Source organism: Rhodococcus sp. NPDC003382, from assembly GCF_053589135.1.
In genome coordinates, this window is record NZ_JBSFRH010000003.1 from 185,186 (window position 1) to 200,869 (window position 15,684).

Annotated in this window: 11 protein-coding genes; 9 read left to right on the forward strand and 2 right to left on the reverse strand. The window is 64.0% G+C overall.

The window, feature by feature from the left end:
* Positions 1-10: 10 nt before the first annotated feature.
* Positions 11-1,465 (forward strand): Hsp70 family protein, encoded by a 1,455-nt coding sequence (locus ACWDUD_RS04115; RefSeq protein ID WP_450108406.1) that lies wholly within the window; start codon positions 11-13, stop codon positions 1,463-1,465.
* A 14-nt stretch (positions 1,466-1,479) separates the two neighbouring features.
* Here the strand turns inward: ACWDUD_RS04115 and ACWDUD_RS04120 are convergent, their stop codons facing one another.
* Both ACWDUD_RS04120 and ACWDUD_RS04125 read right to left on the reverse strand, forming a co-directional pair.
* Positions 1,480-2,781 (reverse strand): YibE/F family protein, encoded by a 1,302-nt coding sequence (locus tag ACWDUD_RS04120; RefSeq protein WP_450108407.1) that lies wholly within the window; start codon positions 2,779-2,781, stop codon positions 1,480-1,482.
* 656 nt (positions 2,782-3,437) lie between these two features.
* Complete coding sequence (locus tag ACWDUD_RS04125; protein ID WP_248674340.1) at positions 3,438-4,703, reverse strand: pyridoxal phosphate-dependent aminotransferase; 1,266 nt, start codon at positions 4,701-4,703, stop codon at positions 3,438-3,440.
* A gap of 151 nt (positions 4,704-4,854) precedes the next feature.
* On the opposite strand from ACWDUD_RS04125, the gene ACWDUD_RS04130 reads away from it, so the two are divergent.
* From ACWDUD_RS04130 to ACWDUD_RS04165, 8 genes are all read left to right on the forward strand, one after another.
* Positions 4,855-5,058 (forward strand): cold-shock protein, encoded by a 204-nt coding sequence (locus tag ACWDUD_RS04130; protein WP_197255165.1) that lies wholly within the window; start codon positions 4,855-4,857, stop codon positions 5,056-5,058.
* Between the two features lie 215 nt (positions 5,059-5,273).
* Positions 5,274-6,437 carry an alkane 1-monooxygenase gene (locus ACWDUD_RS04135; protein ID WP_450108408.1) on the forward strand — a complete coding sequence of 388 codons (1,164 nt, stop codon included), beginning with the start codon at positions 5,274-5,276 and terminating at the stop codon, positions 6,435-6,437.
* 125 nt (positions 6,438-6,562) lie between these two features.
* The gene (locus ACWDUD_RS04140; RefSeq protein ID WP_450108444.1) at positions 6,563-7,558 is read left to right on the forward strand and encodes an alpha/beta hydrolase; all 996 of its coding nucleotides are present in this window, start codon (positions 6,563-6,565) and stop codon (positions 7,556-7,558) included.
* 366 nt (positions 7,559-7,924) lie between these two features.
* On the forward strand, positions 7,925-9,418 hold the full coding sequence (locus tag ACWDUD_RS04145) for a sugar transferase (RefSeq protein ID WP_450108445.1): 1,494 nt from the start codon (positions 7,925-7,927) through the stop codon (positions 9,416-9,418).
* Between the two features lie 6 nt (positions 9,419-9,424).
* Entirely contained in the window at positions 9,425-11,206 is a 1,782-nt protein-coding gene (locus ACWDUD_RS04150; RefSeq protein WP_450108409.1) for a glycosyltransferase, read from the forward strand.
* A gap of 148 nt (positions 11,207-11,354) precedes the next feature.
* Positions 11,355-12,170, forward strand: coding sequence for an ABC transporter permease (locus tag ACWDUD_RS04155; protein WP_450108410.1), 816 nt, complete (start codon positions 11,355-11,357; stop codon positions 12,168-12,170).
* Positions 12,167-13,417: an ABC transporter ATP-binding protein gene (locus ACWDUD_RS04160; protein WP_450108411.1), complete on the forward strand. Its 1,251-nt coding sequence runs from the start codon at positions 12,167-12,169 to the stop codon at positions 13,415-13,417. Before ACWDUD_RS04155 ends, ACWDUD_RS04160 begins: the two co-directional genes overlap by 4 nt.
* A 66-nt stretch (positions 13,418-13,483) precedes the next feature.
* Positions 13,484-15,628 carry a glycosyltransferase gene (locus ACWDUD_RS04165; RefSeq protein WP_248674335.1) on the forward strand — a complete coding sequence of 715 codons (2,145 nt, stop codon included), beginning with the start codon at positions 13,484-13,486 and terminating at the stop codon, positions 15,626-15,628.
* Positions 15,629-15,684 lie beyond the last annotated feature (56 nt).

Sequence of the window (15,684 nt, forward strand, 5' to 3'; positions counted from 1 at the left end):
AAGGCGGCTGATGAGTTCGGTACTCGGGGTGACCGTTGGGGAGAGCGCCGTCCGGATCGTGCGTCCGATCGACCGGACCACGCCCTCGGCGGGATTTCAGTTCCAGGTGGTGGACACAGGTCGCGACGACCCCGCCCGTCTCGCCGCACAGACCTTGGGCGTGTTGTTCCAGACGGGGGTGGCGGGGGAGCCGATCGACGCTCTCGGTGTGGTGTACCGCGACGCGGCGCAGGCGGACCGGATCCGCAAGGCCATGGCGGAACAGGGTCTCGACAGGTTCGACCTGGTCTCCGAGTCCGAGGCGGCGCTGGCGTATCTGCGTGCCAGCGGTGAGCTCTGCACCGACACGGCGGTGTTCTACGACCTGGGTGATTCGGGCCTCACCGTGACCGTCGTCGACCTTCCGTCCGGCGAGGTCCTCGCGGGACGCACCGACACCGTCGGGGGACGGGTGTTCGACGCTGCGATCCGCGAACACCAGCTCGGCACGAACGGGGTGTGGCTGCCCGACGATCCGGCGACCGTCACCGAGTTCGACGCGCAGTGCCGCGAGGCGAAGGAACAGCTGTCCGCGAGCGACGCGGTCGCGGTGCCGGGCGCTGCCGGGCTCATTCTCATGTCGCGGGACACGTTCGACCCGCTGATCGCGCAGTGTGTCGAGTCGTCCGCGCGGTTCGTCCGCGACATCGTCGAGCGTGCCGGCCGGGATCCGGAGGCGATCGTGCTGCTCGGTGGCGGCGCGCACATCCCCCTCGTCCAGGAGGTCCTGCGGTCCTGGCTGCGGCTGCCGCTGGTGGTGCCGCACGAGCCGGAGCTGGTCCTCGCGAAGGGCGGCGCTCTCCTTGCCGGTCGGCCGAAGGACTCGATACCGGGCATGACCACGCGCATCGTCCCGCCGCCGGCGGCGACCGAGCGCATCGCGCGCCCGGCCGGGGCACCGGCCGGTGTCAGCGGATTCGCAGCCACGGACCAGCGCACCGATCAGCGCACCGATCGGATCGCCCGTCCCAAGGAGAAGCCCGCGAACGCCGCGGACGCGGACGAATCGCGGTCCTGGCTGGGGATGCTCACAGCCCGCGGACCCCGGGTCAGCGGCAAGCAGATCAGCGGCGCGGGCCTCGCGGGAACCGCTCTGATGGTGGTGGCCCTGATCGGTGTCGCGCTCGGAGCCGGTAACAGCGTCTTCGGTTCGGATCCGGTCGACGAGTCCGCTCCCGCGGAGACGGTGGTGACGACGCCGCCGTCGTCGAAGCCGTCACCGAGGCCCGCCGTGGCGCCGGCACCGGTCACCACGACCACCGAAGAGCCGGAACCCGAACCGACCACGCAGCGGCAGGTGCCGGTAGCCCCCGAGACGCCGCCGCCCCCGCCGATGATCCCGGGGCTGAACATCCCGGTCCCCGTCCTGCCGACGGTGGAGCTGCCGCGGCTCGAGCTGCCCAGGCTCGAGCTGCCCGCACGGTGATGTCCGGGCAGTGATCAGCGGGCGTGCCGCCCGCGGGTCGGTTCCCGACGGGGTCGTTCGACGACGGGCGCAGCCCCGCCACCCGATCCGACGGGCCGGGCGAGCAGCGCCGCGATCGCGGTGGTCAGCGGCACCGACAGGGTCAGGGCGATGCCGCCCACGCAGGCCCGCACGATTTCGATGGCGACCGCGTCGCCGGTGAGGACGTCGGAGATCGATCGTCCGGCGATGCTGAAGAACAGCAGCAGCGGCAGCGCACCGCCGGCGTACGCGAGCACCAGCGTGTAGACGGTGCTCGCGATGTGGTCGCGACCGACCCGCATCGCGGAGGTGAACACCTCGCGGCGGCTCGCGGACGGGTCGATCGCCGCGAGTTCGAACGCCGACGACGCCTGCGTGATCGTGACGTCGTTGAGGACACCGAGCGATCCGATGATGAATCCGGCGAGCAGCAGACCCGTGATGCTCACGTGCTCGAGGTACAACTGCACGTCGGTGTTCTGTTCCTCCGACAGGCCCGTCAGATTGGTCAGCCGGATCGCCAGATAGGACAGCAGCGCCGCGAGGCCCATCGACGCCAGGGTGCCCAGCAGCGCCGAACTCGTACGCAGGTTCACTCCGTGCGCGAGGTACAACACGGCGTAGAGGATGAGCGACCCGCCGACGAGCGCGACCGGCACGGCCGGTTTTCCGTCGAGTAGTGCCGGCAGCATGAAACCGACGAGTACGCCGAACGCGACGAGCAGGCCGAGCAGGGCCCTCAGCCCCCGCCACCGTGCGACCACGACGATCACGACGGCGAACGCGACGATGATCAGGGTGATGGGCAGTCCGCGGGCGTAGTCGTAGAAGGAGTACTGGGTTGCGCCCGACGGATCGGTCTGCCGGACCAGCCGGATCTTCTCCCCGGCGTGCAACTCCGGTTGTCCCGGGCCCGGGGCGATCTCGAGCAGGGTCCGGGTGCCCTCGTTGGGACCCGATTCGATGGCGATCACGCTGCGGACACATTGGTAGGCGTCGGTCGCGGGCGGCACCGGGTTGCCGGTGAACACGCGGCCGGAGGAGGTGCTCCCGCACGAGCCGGTGTCCTGGGTGACGACAGTGCCCGCCTCGGTGACCACGGCGCCGCCGCCCGATGTCTGGAAGGGCGCGGGAATGTCGATGGACCTGCTGCTGGGCCACAGGGCGGCCGTGCCCAGCAGAACGACGATGCCGATGGCTGTCAGCAGTCCGACGACCACCCGGGCCGCAGTAGGGCCGAGCGGGACCGGACCGTCGTGCCCGTGCCCGTGCCCGTGCCCGTGTCCGTGACTCACCGGGACAGGCTAGCCACCCTCTGCGGGATGTCCGGACGGGGGCACGGCCGTCCAGGCTCCATTGAGGATTCATTTGTGCTCTGCGCACAAGTTGATGCGTCAAGATCGTGCCACAGGCACGAAAAAATAGGCCCGGAACGAGCCTTCTGTGTGGCTTACCCAGAAAATCTGTGGTTCAATCGTGACCGCGAGTGAGTTTCCCGCCGAGATTCACGGGCCGTGGCGACTGAGCGTTCGATGTGCTCGGGGCCGGAGGAGAAAGAGTTGGGCTGGTGGTGGCGGGGAGCAGGGGGGGTGTCCCCGCCACCTTCACCTGACCTCGCACAGGGGGGATGGCGTCGGTCAGGGAGCCCGGCACGGTCGCGCCGTGCCATGGACAAACTTACTTCCTATGTCCGTGTTCGGGAAAGTCTTCTGAGGTGTGTCTCGCCTCACCGCTTGGTCCGATTGTCCGATTCGGGACCTGTTAGGGACCTTCTACCTGCGGAAATGCGTCCGCAGGGCTCGAAAAATACATTCCACAACGATCGGCGTGTCGTGCGTCTCGGGCGTGTCACGGCGGGCTTCGGTGTCCGGAAATTCGGAGCGAACCCCACCGCGGATGCCGGGTGCGGCCCGGCCCGACGCGCGGACCGAGCCGGTGACCTGCGTGAACGCTACTGCTTGTAGCTCGACAGGAAGTTGCCGAACCGTTCGATGGCGACGGCGAGGTCGCGGGCCCATGGCAGCGTGACGATCCGAAGGTGATCGTGGTTCGGCCAGTTGAAGCCGGTGCCCTGGACCATGAGGATCTTCTCCTGCAGCAGCAGATCCTGCACGAGCTTCTCGTCGTCGTGGATCTCGTACACCTCCGGATCCAGCCGCGGGAAGGCGTACAGGGCGCCGCGCGGCTTCACGCAGCTGACGCCCGGAATCGCGTTGAGCCGTTCCCACGCGACATCGCGCTGTTCGAGCAGCCTGCCGCCGGGCAGGATCAGGTCCTCGATGCTCTGGTAACCGCCGAGCGCGACCTGGATCGCATGCTGCGCCGGGACGTTCGGGCACAGGCGCGTCGAGGCGAGGAGATCGACGCCCTCGAGGAAGCCGGCAGCGTGTTCCTTCGGGCCCGTGATGGTCATCCAACCGGAGCGGTAGCCGGCGACCCGGTACGCCTTCGACAGGCCGTTGTAGGTCAGGCAGAGCAGGTCGGGTGCCAGCGTCGCGAGCGAGATGTGCTTCGCGTCGTCGTAGAGGATCTTGTCGTAGATCTCGTCGGCGAGCAGCAGCAGCTGATGCTTGCGGGCCAGCTCGACCAGCTGCGTCAGGACCTCGAGGGAGTACACCGCGCCCGTGGGATTGTTCGGGTTGATGACCAGCAGGGCCTTGGTGCGATCGGTGATCTTCGACTCGATATCGGAGATGTCCGGATTCCAGTCGTTGGACTCATCGCACAGATAGTGCACGGGAGTGCCACCGGCGAGAGAGGTCATCGCAGTCCACAGCGGATAGTCCGGTGCGGGGATGAGGACCTCGTCGCCGTCGTCCAGCAGCGCCTGCATCGTGATGGTGATGAGCTCGGAGACGCCGTTGCCCAGGTAGACGTCGTTGATGTCGAGCTTGGGGAAGCCCGGCACCAGTTCGTAGCGTGTGACGATCGCGCGGCGCGCCGACGCGATGCCCTTGGACTCCGAGTAGCCCTGGGCGTGCGGGAGAGCAGCGATCATGTCCTGCACGATCGTCTCGGGCGCCTCGAATCCGAACGGGGCGGGATTGCCGATGTTCAGCTTCAGGATGCGGTGACCTTCCGCCTCCAGTCGCGCGGCGTGGGCGTGCACCGGCCCGCGGATCTCGTACAGCACGTTCTGCAGCTTCGAGGACTGCTCGAGCGGGCGGGTGATGCGGTGGTGAAGGTGGCCTTGCTCTCCGATAGTCACGGCGTCCATGGTGCCACCGGCGCGCAACTCCATTTCAACCGGATTTTCCGAAACCTCCGACGCGTCTGCCGCGACGATCGTCACAATCAGTGCGATGATGGCCACTTGACCGCGGCGTCGGGGTGACGTCCGGGTGTGGATGTAGAGGGAGTCAGCGGAAATGGCGCAGGGAACTGTGAAGTGGTTCAACGCGGAGAAGGGGTTCGGGTTCATCGAACAGGACGGTGGGGGGCCGGACGTCTTCGTCCACTACTCCGAGATCCAGGGCACCGGGTTCAAGACTCTCGATGAGGGTGCCCGCGTCGAGTTCGAGATCGGTCAGGGTCAGAAGGGTCCGCAGGCGCAGGGCGTCCGCGCCATCTGAATTCGCGTTCCCCGTTCACAACGGTGGTGCCCAGGTATTGTGACCCGGCACCACCGTTGTGCTGTTTGTGGCCTCTGTCACGGACCACCGAGGGCCCAACCTCCGTGCATTACTCTTCGAGGCGATGGGGGCTGTGTTCGGGGGCGAGGACAGCCGGCGCGTAGCAATGCGGCTGGAAGTATGTGGTGGAATTGGGTGTGTCCGGGGGGTCGGCAATGCCGATGGACGACGAGATCGGTTCGCGATGGAGGGACCCGAAACGCCATCTCTGGCTGTTCGGACTGGCCGTTCCGCTGAGCCCGTTCATGGCATGGGTTCTCGTGCGCTACCTGCACCTCGGTGTCTTCTGGGCGGCCGGGGCGATCGTCATCGCCGTGATCGCGCCGCTCGTCGATCGGTTCGTCGACCAGGACCGGACCAATCCGCCCGAGGCGGTCATGAAGTCCCTCGAGCGCGACAAGTACTACCGCCGGTGCACGTACCTGTACCTGCCGCTGCAGTACGCGGGACTGGTCTTCGGCTGCTGGACCTGGGTGAACTGCCCGATGGGGCCGTTCGAGAAGTTCGCGATGGCCGCGACGCTCGGCGTCGTCGGCGGGGTGGGTATCAACGCAGCCCACGAACTCGGACACAAACGGACGACGCTCGAACGACGCCTCGCGAAAGTCGCGCTCGCCCAGTCCTTCTACGGGCACTTCTACGTCGAGCACAACCACGGTCACCATCTGCGGGTGGCGACGCCCGACGACCCTGCGACCGCTCGTTTCGGAGAGAGCTACTGGCGCTTCCTGCCGCGGACCGTGAGCGGCAGCCTGCGCTCGGCCTGGAGCTACGAGAGCGCGCGGCTGCGTCGCCGCGGACGGTCGCCGTGGAATCCGGTTCGCAACAACATCCTCAACGCGTGGGCGATGAGTGTCGTGCTGTACGTGGCCCTCGTCGCGGCCTTCGGCTGGCAGATCGCACCGTGGCTCGTCGTGCAGGCCGTGATGGCCGTGATGTTCCTCGAGGCCGTGAACTATCTCGAGCACTACGGTCTGCTGCGGGAGAAGCGGCCCGACGGCCGTTACGTGCGGGTCGCCGCGCCTCACAGCTGGAACAGCGACCACGTGTGCAGCAACCTGTTCCTCTACAACCTGCAGCGACACAGCGACCATCATGCGAACCCGATGCGCCGCTATCAGACGTTGCGCAGCATGCCGGAGGCGCCGCAGCTGCCCGCCGGGTACGCGGTGCTCGTCCTCGTCTCGCTCGTGCCGCCCCTGTGGCGCCGCGTCATGGATCGTCGCGTGCTCGAGCACTACGGCTACGACCTGACGCGAATCAACATCGAGCCGCGCAAAGAAGCCGAAATCCTTGCGCGTTACCCCTCCGTTACGTAATCCTGATCACACGGATGCGGTGCGTCCGTCCGTGTCGGGGCGGGTTGCGGGGGTTGTCGGACGTGAAGACTCTTCGGAAGGGCGGTGCCGGTAGCGCGGCGCTTCGTCGGGCGTGGCTTTCCGGAGTGGTGCTCGCCGGTGTCGTGCTCGCGACGCTCGTCCATGTTCCCGCCGGGGCTGCGCCGGGATCCGTGGTGGAACCGGGTGGCGGCCTCGCGGTCGTCGAGCGGATCGAGAAGGTCGGGGACCGGCGCTGGGATGTGTTCGTGCACTCCCCGGCGATGGACCGCACCATCACCCTGAATGTGATCCGTCCCGCCGATCCGAGCGTGCCGCGGCCGACGCTGTACCTGTTCAACGGGGCCGGCGGCGGCGAGGACGCGATGACCTGGCTCAATCAGACCGACATCCTCGACTTCACCGCGGACAAGAACGTCAACGTCGTCATCCCTGCCGAGGGCATGATCAGCTACTACACCGACTGGTTGCGCGACGATCCCGCATCCGGCACGAACAAGTGGGGCACGTTCCTCACCCGGGAGTTGCCTCCTGTGCTGGACCGCACGCTCGGAGCCTCGGGCGTCAACGCGATCGCGGGCCTGTCCATGGCCGCAACCTCCGTGCTCGATCTGGCGATACAGGCACCAGGCTTGTATCGGGCGGTCGCGTCGTACAGCGGGTGCGCACAGACCAGCGACCCCCTCGGTCAGGCATACGTCCGGTCCGTCGTCGAGGTGGCCGGCGCGAAGGACGCCACGGACATGTGGGGGCCCTACGACGGCCCGGGGTGGGAGGCACACGACCCCTACCTCAACGCCGAGAAGCTGCGAGGTCTGTCTCTGTACATTTCCAACGGCAGCGGGCTCCCCGGCCCCCACGACAGTCTGTTCCTGCCCCGGTCCCCGCAGGCACCGTGGCTGATCGAGCAGATCGTGTGGGGTGGTCTCCTCGAGGCGGCCACCAACGTCTGCACGCACCGGCTCGCCGACCGCCTGCGGGAACTGGACATCCCCGCGACCGTCCGGTTCCGTGATGTCGGGACGCACTCGTGGGGTTACTGGCAGGACGAGTTGCACGAGTCGTGGCCGCAGCTGGCGGCGGCAATGGGTGCCGACGGATAGCAAGATCGAAAATCTGCATTCGCTCGCATACTCCTCGACGAGATGGGGCAGTGCATTTGTTCCCGGCGCGGGCCCTGTCGGTTCCCCGGACGTCGGTTCCGTTATGCACCACGGAATTACATCACTTCGAATTGCTTACGCGCTGCCGGCGGAATGAAATTCGACCGTTCGAACGACGCGGTAGGTGCTCGTTACGTGGAATAACGGAAAACGCTGTGCTGCGTCCTGCGCACGGTGGAATCCCGATGCAATGTGTGTAACGGGACACACTTTGCCGTGTTAAGTAACGGATTTCAACTTGATAACGATCCGGATTCTGTACGCTCCGTGAGTTCAAGAATTCGAGTGCCAGGAGGGTTCGTGGCACTGCCCACGCACGCATCCGCGGAAGATGCGATCGCCGTATCCCACCGGGGTGCCGTCGCGCGTCGACTGTGGGTGGCGACGTACGTGAAGCGGTTGGTCATCACCGACACGTTGATCGTGGCGGTGGCGGTCCTGGCGGCGCAGTGGGTCCGATTCGGGACTTTCGATGTGCAGGTCCAGTCCAAGGCCGTCAGTTTCGTCGGTTACGGCCTCGTGACCGTTGTTCTGATTGCCCTGTGGTTGTCCGTCCTGGCGATCTTCCGCACCCGATCCCCGCGCGTGGTGGGAAGCGGCGACGAGGAGTACCGCCGGATCATCTCGTCGACGTTCTGGATGTTCGGCGTCATCGCCATCGTGGCGCTGCTCGCGGGGCTCGATCTGGCCCGCCTCTATCTCGCAATCGCTCTCCCGACGGGATTGGGGGGCCTGCTTCTCGGCCGCTGGCTCTGGCGCAGGCGCGTGACGCGTTGGCGCGAACGCGGTCAGTTGCAGACCGCGGTGCTGGTCGTCGGTGGCGAGCGGTCCATCCGTGACCTGATCGAATCCTTCTCGAGGGGGACCGCGGACGGATACCACGTGGTGGGGGCCTGCATCCCCGGTTCCGACGGCCGTAGAGGCGGAACGATCCGCTCGGCCGGCACCGAGGTCCCCGTGCTCGGCAGCGAAATCGACGTGGTCGCCGCGCTGGAGCAGACCGGTGCCGACACCGTCGTGATCACCGACACCGAGAGGGTGGGCCATCGCGGTATTCGGGATCTGCTGTGGGAATTGGAGGATTCCGAGATCGACCTCGTGGTCGCTCCGGGAATCATCGATGTTTCCGGGCCCCGCCTCGAAATGCGCCCGGTCGCCGGTCTCCCGCTCATCCATGTGGAGAAACCCCAATATCACGGTGCCAAGAGCTTCGCGAAGACCGCATTCGATGTGGTGTTTTCCGCTCTCGTGCTGCTCGTCGCGAGTCCGCTGATGATTGCGGTGGCGATCGCGATCAAACTCACCAGCAAAGGCCCGGTCTTCTACAAATCCGTACGCATCGGTCTCGACGGACAACCGTTCATGATGTTGAAATTCCGGTCCATGGTGGACGGTGCCGACCGAAATGTAGCGGCGCTGATGGACAGGAACGAAGGCGCCGGGGTCCTGTTCAAGCTGCGAGAAGATCCACGCGTCACGCCCGTGGGCCGAATGTTGCGCCGGTACAGCATCGACGAACTGCCGCAGTTCATCAATGTGCTGCGCAGGGAGATGAGCGTGGTCGGCCCACGTCCGCCCTTACGGCGCGAGGTGGCGGAATACGACGGAACGGTGCGTCGTCGATTGCTCGTCAAGCCCGGGATGACCGGGCTGTGGCAGGTGAGCGGACGGTCGGACCTGTCGTGGGAGGAGTCGGTGCGGCTCGACCTGTCGTATGTGGAGAACTGGTCGATGGTTGGGGACCTGCTCATCGTCGTCAAGACCGTCCGGGCCGTTGTCGCCGGGGCAGGCGCGTACTGATCTCCGATGCACACTTCCCTGATCGACGCTGTCGTCTTCGCCTGCTACGAACCCCCGACCGAACTCCTGGATCGAGTCGCCACGGTGGCGCGTCTCGTGGGCCGGGTCTACGTCGTGGACGACGGGAGCCGCACCCTCGATCCGTCCTTCTACCGGTGCCTGGATGCGTGCCCGAACGTCACGGTGATGATGAAGCAGGAGAATCGTGGAATCGCGCACAGCCTGAACCTGGGATTCTCTGCGGCTCTGGCGGCGGGCGCGCGGTTCGTGATGACGCTGGATCAGGACACCGTGGTCGACGAGGCCCTGTTCGATGCCATGAACTCTGCGGTCGACGAGCTGGAGAGGACACGACCGCATGCCTGGGGTGCCGTCGGTCCCGGGGTGGTCAGTGGCATGCGGTACCACCGTGACTCCCCCGAGAGACTGCGGCCGACACCCGAGGTCATCCAGTCCGCCGCGGTCTTCAACTCGGAGGGGTTGCGTTCGGTCGGATTGACGGACGAATCGCTCGTGATCGATTCGGTCGACACGGATCTGTGCCTGCGGCTGCGTGCCCACGGGTATCAGGTGTTCGCGGACGATCGAGTGCAGATCGCGCATCCGATCGGCAGCGGAGGATCCGTCCGCATCCTCGGTCGCCGGGTCTCGGTGACCCACCACAGCCCCCTGCGGCGGTACTACATCACCAGGAATCGCCTCGTGATGTTCCGCCGGTACGGCCGGCGGGAAGGGCGATGGTTCCTCGTCACGCTGCGTCGGCTCGTGATCGCGACCATCCTGGCGTTGACGATCGAAGATGCGCGCGGGGCGAAGTTCCGTGCGGTGGGCGCCGGCATACGGGACTTCCTTCTCGGCCACAGCGGTCCGGCTCCGAGCCCTCTCCGCTCGTCGATCGATGCCGAGGTCGTCGACGGCATCGCAGTGGTGCTGGTGACCCACAACGGGATGCAGTTCCTCGAGCAGCAGCTCGCCTCGATTGCGGGTCAGTCGACGACACCGGATGCGATCTACCTCGTGGACGATCGCTCGTCCGACGGATCGAGCGACTTCGTCGTCGACTACTTCGCTACCCACGGACCGATCCCGGTGGTGGTCGTCCGCGCTCCCGAGATCCGCACGAGCGATCTGTACACACGGATCGCCGCGAACTTCGAAGCAGGCTTGCGGGCCGCGTCGAAATACCGGTACATCGCGCTGTCCGATCAGGACGACGTCTGGGAAGCCGATCGATTGGCGATGCAGCGCGACCGTCTGGCGTCGGGCCGTGTTCTCCTCACGGTCGGTGACGGGATGCTGATCGATCAGGGCGGCGTGCTCACCGGAGCGAAGCTGCGTGATCGCTTTCCGGTGCCGGCCGCGTGGCGCGAGGCGACATCTGCCGAGCGGATGCGACTGCTGCTGCGTCACCCGATGGCCACCGGGGCCGCGATGATGATCGACTCGCGCCTCGTGCAGTGTGCGACGCCCGTGCCGGCCGGATGGCTGCACGATCGGTGGCTCTCTCTCGTCGGCGCAGCGATCGATTCGATCGACGTCGACGACCGTGTGGTTGTGCGATACCGGATTTCGCCCTCGCAGGTCGTGGGGACGCGGGGACAGGTCGACAAGTCCGGTTGGGAGTACCTGACCGACGGCGGGTCGCGGCCCTCGCTCGCGGTCCGCAAGATCGGCCACTTGTCGGGGCGGTTGCGCGCTCTCGCCGACAGTGAACAGATCCGCGCCGAACTGTCGGTCCAGCGGGTGCTGCGCAGCTATCTGGGGAACCGCGGACGGGAGGCCGCATGACCACCACGTCATTCGGGGGAGCAGCCGCTCCGATAGAGTCGGACGACGCGCAGGGTGGTGGGGGCCATGCCCAGTGGGACGTTCAAGTCCTGGTCGCGGCAGAAAACACCGATGCAGGAGGCGCTTGCCGTTGTCGATAGTCAGTGAATTGGTCGACTCACGCGAGTTGGTGCTCAACCTCGTTCGCCGCGAGGTGAAGGGCAAGTACAAGGCGACGGCGCTCGGTCAGCTGTGGTCGTTGGCGAATCCGCTCACGGCGATGGTCATCTATACGGTGGTGTTCGCCTTCATCATCCGCATCCAGCCGGAACCCGGTGATCCGAGTGGCGTCGACGTCTTCGCTGTGTGGCTGCTGTGCGCGCTGCTTCCGTGGACGTTCTTCACCAACGTCGCCAACGGCGGGATGATCGCGTTCGTCGGCAACGAGAACCTGGTCAAGAAGGTCTACTTCCCCCGCATCGCACTCGTGGTATCGAACTCGATCGCATGGCTCTATACGTGGGCGATCGAAATGCTGGTACTGCTGGTCGTTCTGCTCATCATCGGCGCGAATCCGTTGCCATGGATCCCTGTTGTTCTGGTCGCCATGGTGTTCATGTGGTTGTTCACCACCGGAATTTCGATGATGCTCTCGATCGCGAACGTCTACTTCCGCGACACGCACCACATCATGACGGTCGTACTGCAGTTGATGTTCTATCTGACGCCGATCGTCTACCCCGTTTCGCTCGTCGCCGAACAGTCCGACCGGATCGGTCCGCTCTTCGGGTCGGTCACCGTACTGGACCTGTATCAGCTCAATCCGATCGGGCACTTCGTCGAGGTGTTCCGCAACCTGCTCTACGACAACCGGTGGCCCGACCTCTCGACCAGCATGGCGTGTGTGGCCTGGGGGGTAGGCACTTTCGCGGTGGGGTATTGGATCTTCAAGCGGCACGAAAAGGGATTGGCGGAGGCGCTATGAGCACGCCGGCGGTAGTGGTCGACGACGTTTCCAAGAAGTTCAGGATCTATCACGAGCGCAACCAGTCACTCAAGAGTGCGGTGATGCGGCGGCGACTGTCCGTGCACGAAGACTTCTGGGCGTTGAAGAACGTATCCCTCGAGGTCCCGGCGTCCTCCACATTTGCATTGGTGGGGGACAACGGCTCCGGCAAGTCGACGCTGCTCAAGTGTCTCGCGAAGATCCTGTATCCGAACTCCGGCAAGATCACTGCGCACGGCCGGATGGCGGCTCTGCTGGAGGTGGGATCGGGGTTCCATCCGGAGCTTTCCGGACGAGAGAACATCTATCTCAACGCCTCGATCCTCGGTATGACCCGGAAGGAAGTCGAGCGCAAGTTCGACGAGATCGTCGCGTTCTCGGGCGTCGAGGAGTTCATCGACCAGCCTGTCAAGAACTACTCGTCCGGTATGTATGTGCGCCTCGGCTTTTCCGTCGCCATCAACGTCGACCCGGAGGTGCTCCTCGTCGACGAGGTGCTCGCCGTCGGTGACGCCGCGTTCCAGGAGAAGTGCGCGGAGAAGTTCGCGCAGTTCCGTCGCGAGGGTCGGACCGTTGTCGTCGTGTCCCATTCACTCGGTCAGCTGCGGAACATGTCGGATCACGCTGCGTGGCTCGAACACGGGCAGCTCAAGGAGGTCGGGCCGGCCGACGTAGTGATCGAGAAGTATCACGATTCCACCCGCGGTGATCTGCATGTCGATGCGGATGGCAACGTCCATTGGGGTTCGGGCGAGGCCAGAGTGGAAGCGGTGGAAGTGTTGGATCCCTCGGGCGACCCACTCTCGGGACCGATTTCGACCGGATCGGAAGTGACGATCCGGATGCACTACAGAGCATCGGAGCCGATCGCGGATCCGATGTTCAGTTTGTCGCTGGAAACCAAGGACGGCATCGTCCTCTGGGAGAAGAGCACCAGGGGGCAGAAGCATGTTGTCGACAAGATCGATGGCCCCGGAACTGCGGACTTCACCGTGCCGGCACTCCCACTTGCGGCTGGAGAGTTCGTCCTGAATGCCTCTATTGGGGATACGGCAACGCAGCACGTTTTCGATCATGCACGGGCTGTCGCTGCAATCCAGGTGGCAAGGAGAGAAGAAGCTTCCGGAGTCGAAGGAGGATGCCTCGATTTCGGAGGACGATGGACAATCCCTGGCAGGGTGCGTACATCGCCAGAACTCGTCACGGACCGGCGATCCAATTCTTAGACGACATCAGTCGCGCCAAGGCGCGACATTCGTAGATCGGTGCGACAGGATGTCGCGGTCCAGACCATGGAATTAGAGAACCAGCGTGCCGGGCGCAAGCACTTCACCGGTGAAGGGAATCTAGAGCTAATGGAACAGGTAGCGGTGCCAGCAGAAAACGTCACAGTCGTTGTTCCTGTGTACGGAGACTGGGCGTCCCTCGACAAGTGCATCGCGTCCCTGCAGCGACATCTCGATCCCCGACACGATGTCCTGCTCGTCAACGACTGTGGCCCCGAAGTCGATTCGATCGAATCCAACATCAAGCAGTCGATTGCAGGTTGGTCCAACTTCAGCTATCACCGTAACGCGACGAACCTGGGGTTCGTGCGCACCTGCAACCGGGCGGTGTTCGAACTTGACCTCACCGACAACGACATCCTCCTTCTCAATAGCGACACAGAGGTAACTGAGGGTTTTGTCGAGGAGATGCTTTCGGTGCTCTACATGTCGGAAAAGCACGGAATAGTGTGTCCCCGCAGTAACAATGCCACCATCGCTTCGGTGCCCGTCAAGTTCATGGATCAGGGGCAGGTGGATCGCGAGATCGAGTACTCGCTGGAAACCTACTCGCGGATTCGATCTCATCTTCCGCGATACTCGGTGGTTCCAGTTACGCCCGGCTTCTGCATCCTGATCAAACGCAATCTGATCAGAAACTTTGGACTCTTCGACGAGGTATACGGACTGGGGTACAGCGAGGAAAACGACTTCTGTCTTCGGATCAACAAGTTCGGCTACTCATCTGTGATGGCAAATCACGCAATCGTGTGGCATTTGGAGAGTCGTAGCTTCACTTCCCGCAAGAAGGCCGAACTGCAGAAGAGGAACGAGGGGATAATGCTCAAGCGTTACCCCTACTACTTGGGCCACGTCGAGAAATACCTGAAATCGTATATCGATCCGGTGGACTGGTTTGCTGATGTTATTGGGCGGAGTGGCAAGATCAAAGTGCTGATCAATCTCCACCACTTGCCGACGTTGTTCAATGGAACGTCGAAGAATGCATTGAACTTCCTCACCTACCTGGACTCTGCGCGTAGCAGGTTCGAAAATGTGGAATTCAAGGTAGTCGCAAACGACGACGCGATAGATTTTCATGACCTGCGTTCATTTGGATTCCCAGTGATGCGACTCGATCAAATTGACGAACTCTTTCACATCGGCTACTGCCCCAGTCAGATATTCCACCGCGAATCGCTGCTGGCGATGAACCGCTATTGTTTGAAAATTGCCTTCTCGCACCTCGACATCATCGCGCTGCGAAGCAACGCGCTACTCGCTCACGACTACCGCGTCCGAGATGTGGTCGAGGATTCTCTGATTGCAGCGGACAAGATCATCTGCATCAGCCAATTTACGATGGACGACACTCTCGCCTACTTCGGGGATTCGTACGACGAGACTGCGAAGAAGATGGTCGTTGTCCATCAAGGCTTCCAAGTATCCCCCATATTCGACGGAAGCGAGATCTCTGCGCTGGACGATGAAATCGAACAAATCGTGTGTCGAGGTGGGTATATTCTCGCATTCGGAAACGACTTCGATCATAAATTGATGCACGAAGTAATCCCCGAGCTCGCAAAGTGCAACGAAGAGGTTCTCGTACTGGGGCCCCGTGAACTCACGGGCGCCGAGGATCATCCGAATTTGCATCTGGTACCGGGCGGTGGCTTGTCCGACCGGGCGGTCGATGGATTGATCGAAAACAGCGCGCTGATCTTCTTTCCGTCGGCGTACGAGGGATTTGGTCTTCCCATTGCCGAGGCAGCGAAACACCGACGGCCGCTGGTGTTGGGCGACACAGAGGTCGCGAGAGAGATCGGTCGACTCTACGATTCCGCCATTTCGATCAGCTACTTCAAGCTGCTCAATGAAATCCCGTCAGTCGTGAAGTCGGCTCTTTCGACAGATCAAACGGAACTGGATTCCAGCGGTCGCACGATGGACGACTACAGTCGGGAAGTTGCCGACCTTCTGGTTGCGGTGACCAAAGAAGAGGTCGACTGTGCCCACCTTCGCGCGCGCTGGCGGCGCTTCACTAGACTTCCCGATCCCGTGTATTACGGTGGGTCCATCAGGGTGCAACTGACGACGTACCTCAGGCGCCGAAATCCATCGATGTACCTTGCCTTGCGGACCGCGTATCGACGTCTTCGACCCAAGAGTTGAGCCTACATATTGGGCCCCCGCCCCGTCTCCCAAAGTCGATGGCGGGTAGGACGGGG

Bases quoted from the DNA above. Each gene is read 5' to 3' on its own strand.
- ACWDUD_RS04125 (WP_248674340.1), bottom strand. From the start codon at position 4,703: ATGGACGCCGTGACTATCGGAGAGCAAGGCCACCTTCACCACCGCATC.
- ACWDUD_RS04135 (WP_450108408.1), top strand. From the start codon at position 5,274: ATGCCGATGGACGACGAGATCGGTTCGCGATGGAGGGACCCGAAACGC.
- ACWDUD_RS04115 (WP_450108406.1), top strand. From the start codon at position 11: ATGAGTTCGGTACTCGGGGTGACCGTTGGGGAGAGCGCCGTCCGGATC.
- ACWDUD_RS04130 (WP_197255165.1), top strand. From the start codon at position 4,855: ATGGCGCAGGGAACTGTGAAGTGGTTCAACGCGGAGAAGGGGTTCGGG.
- ACWDUD_RS04150 (WP_450108409.1), top strand. From the start codon at position 9,425: ATGCACACTTCCCTGATCGACGCTGTCGTCTTCGCCTGCTACGAACCC.
- ACWDUD_RS04160 (WP_450108411.1), top strand. From the start codon at position 12,167: ATGAGCACGCCGGCGGTAGTGGTCGACGACGTTTCCAAGAAGTTCAGG.
- ACWDUD_RS04165 (WP_248674335.1), top strand. From the start codon at position 13,484: ATGGAATTAGAGAACCAGCGTGCCGGGCGCAAGCACTTCACCGGTGAA.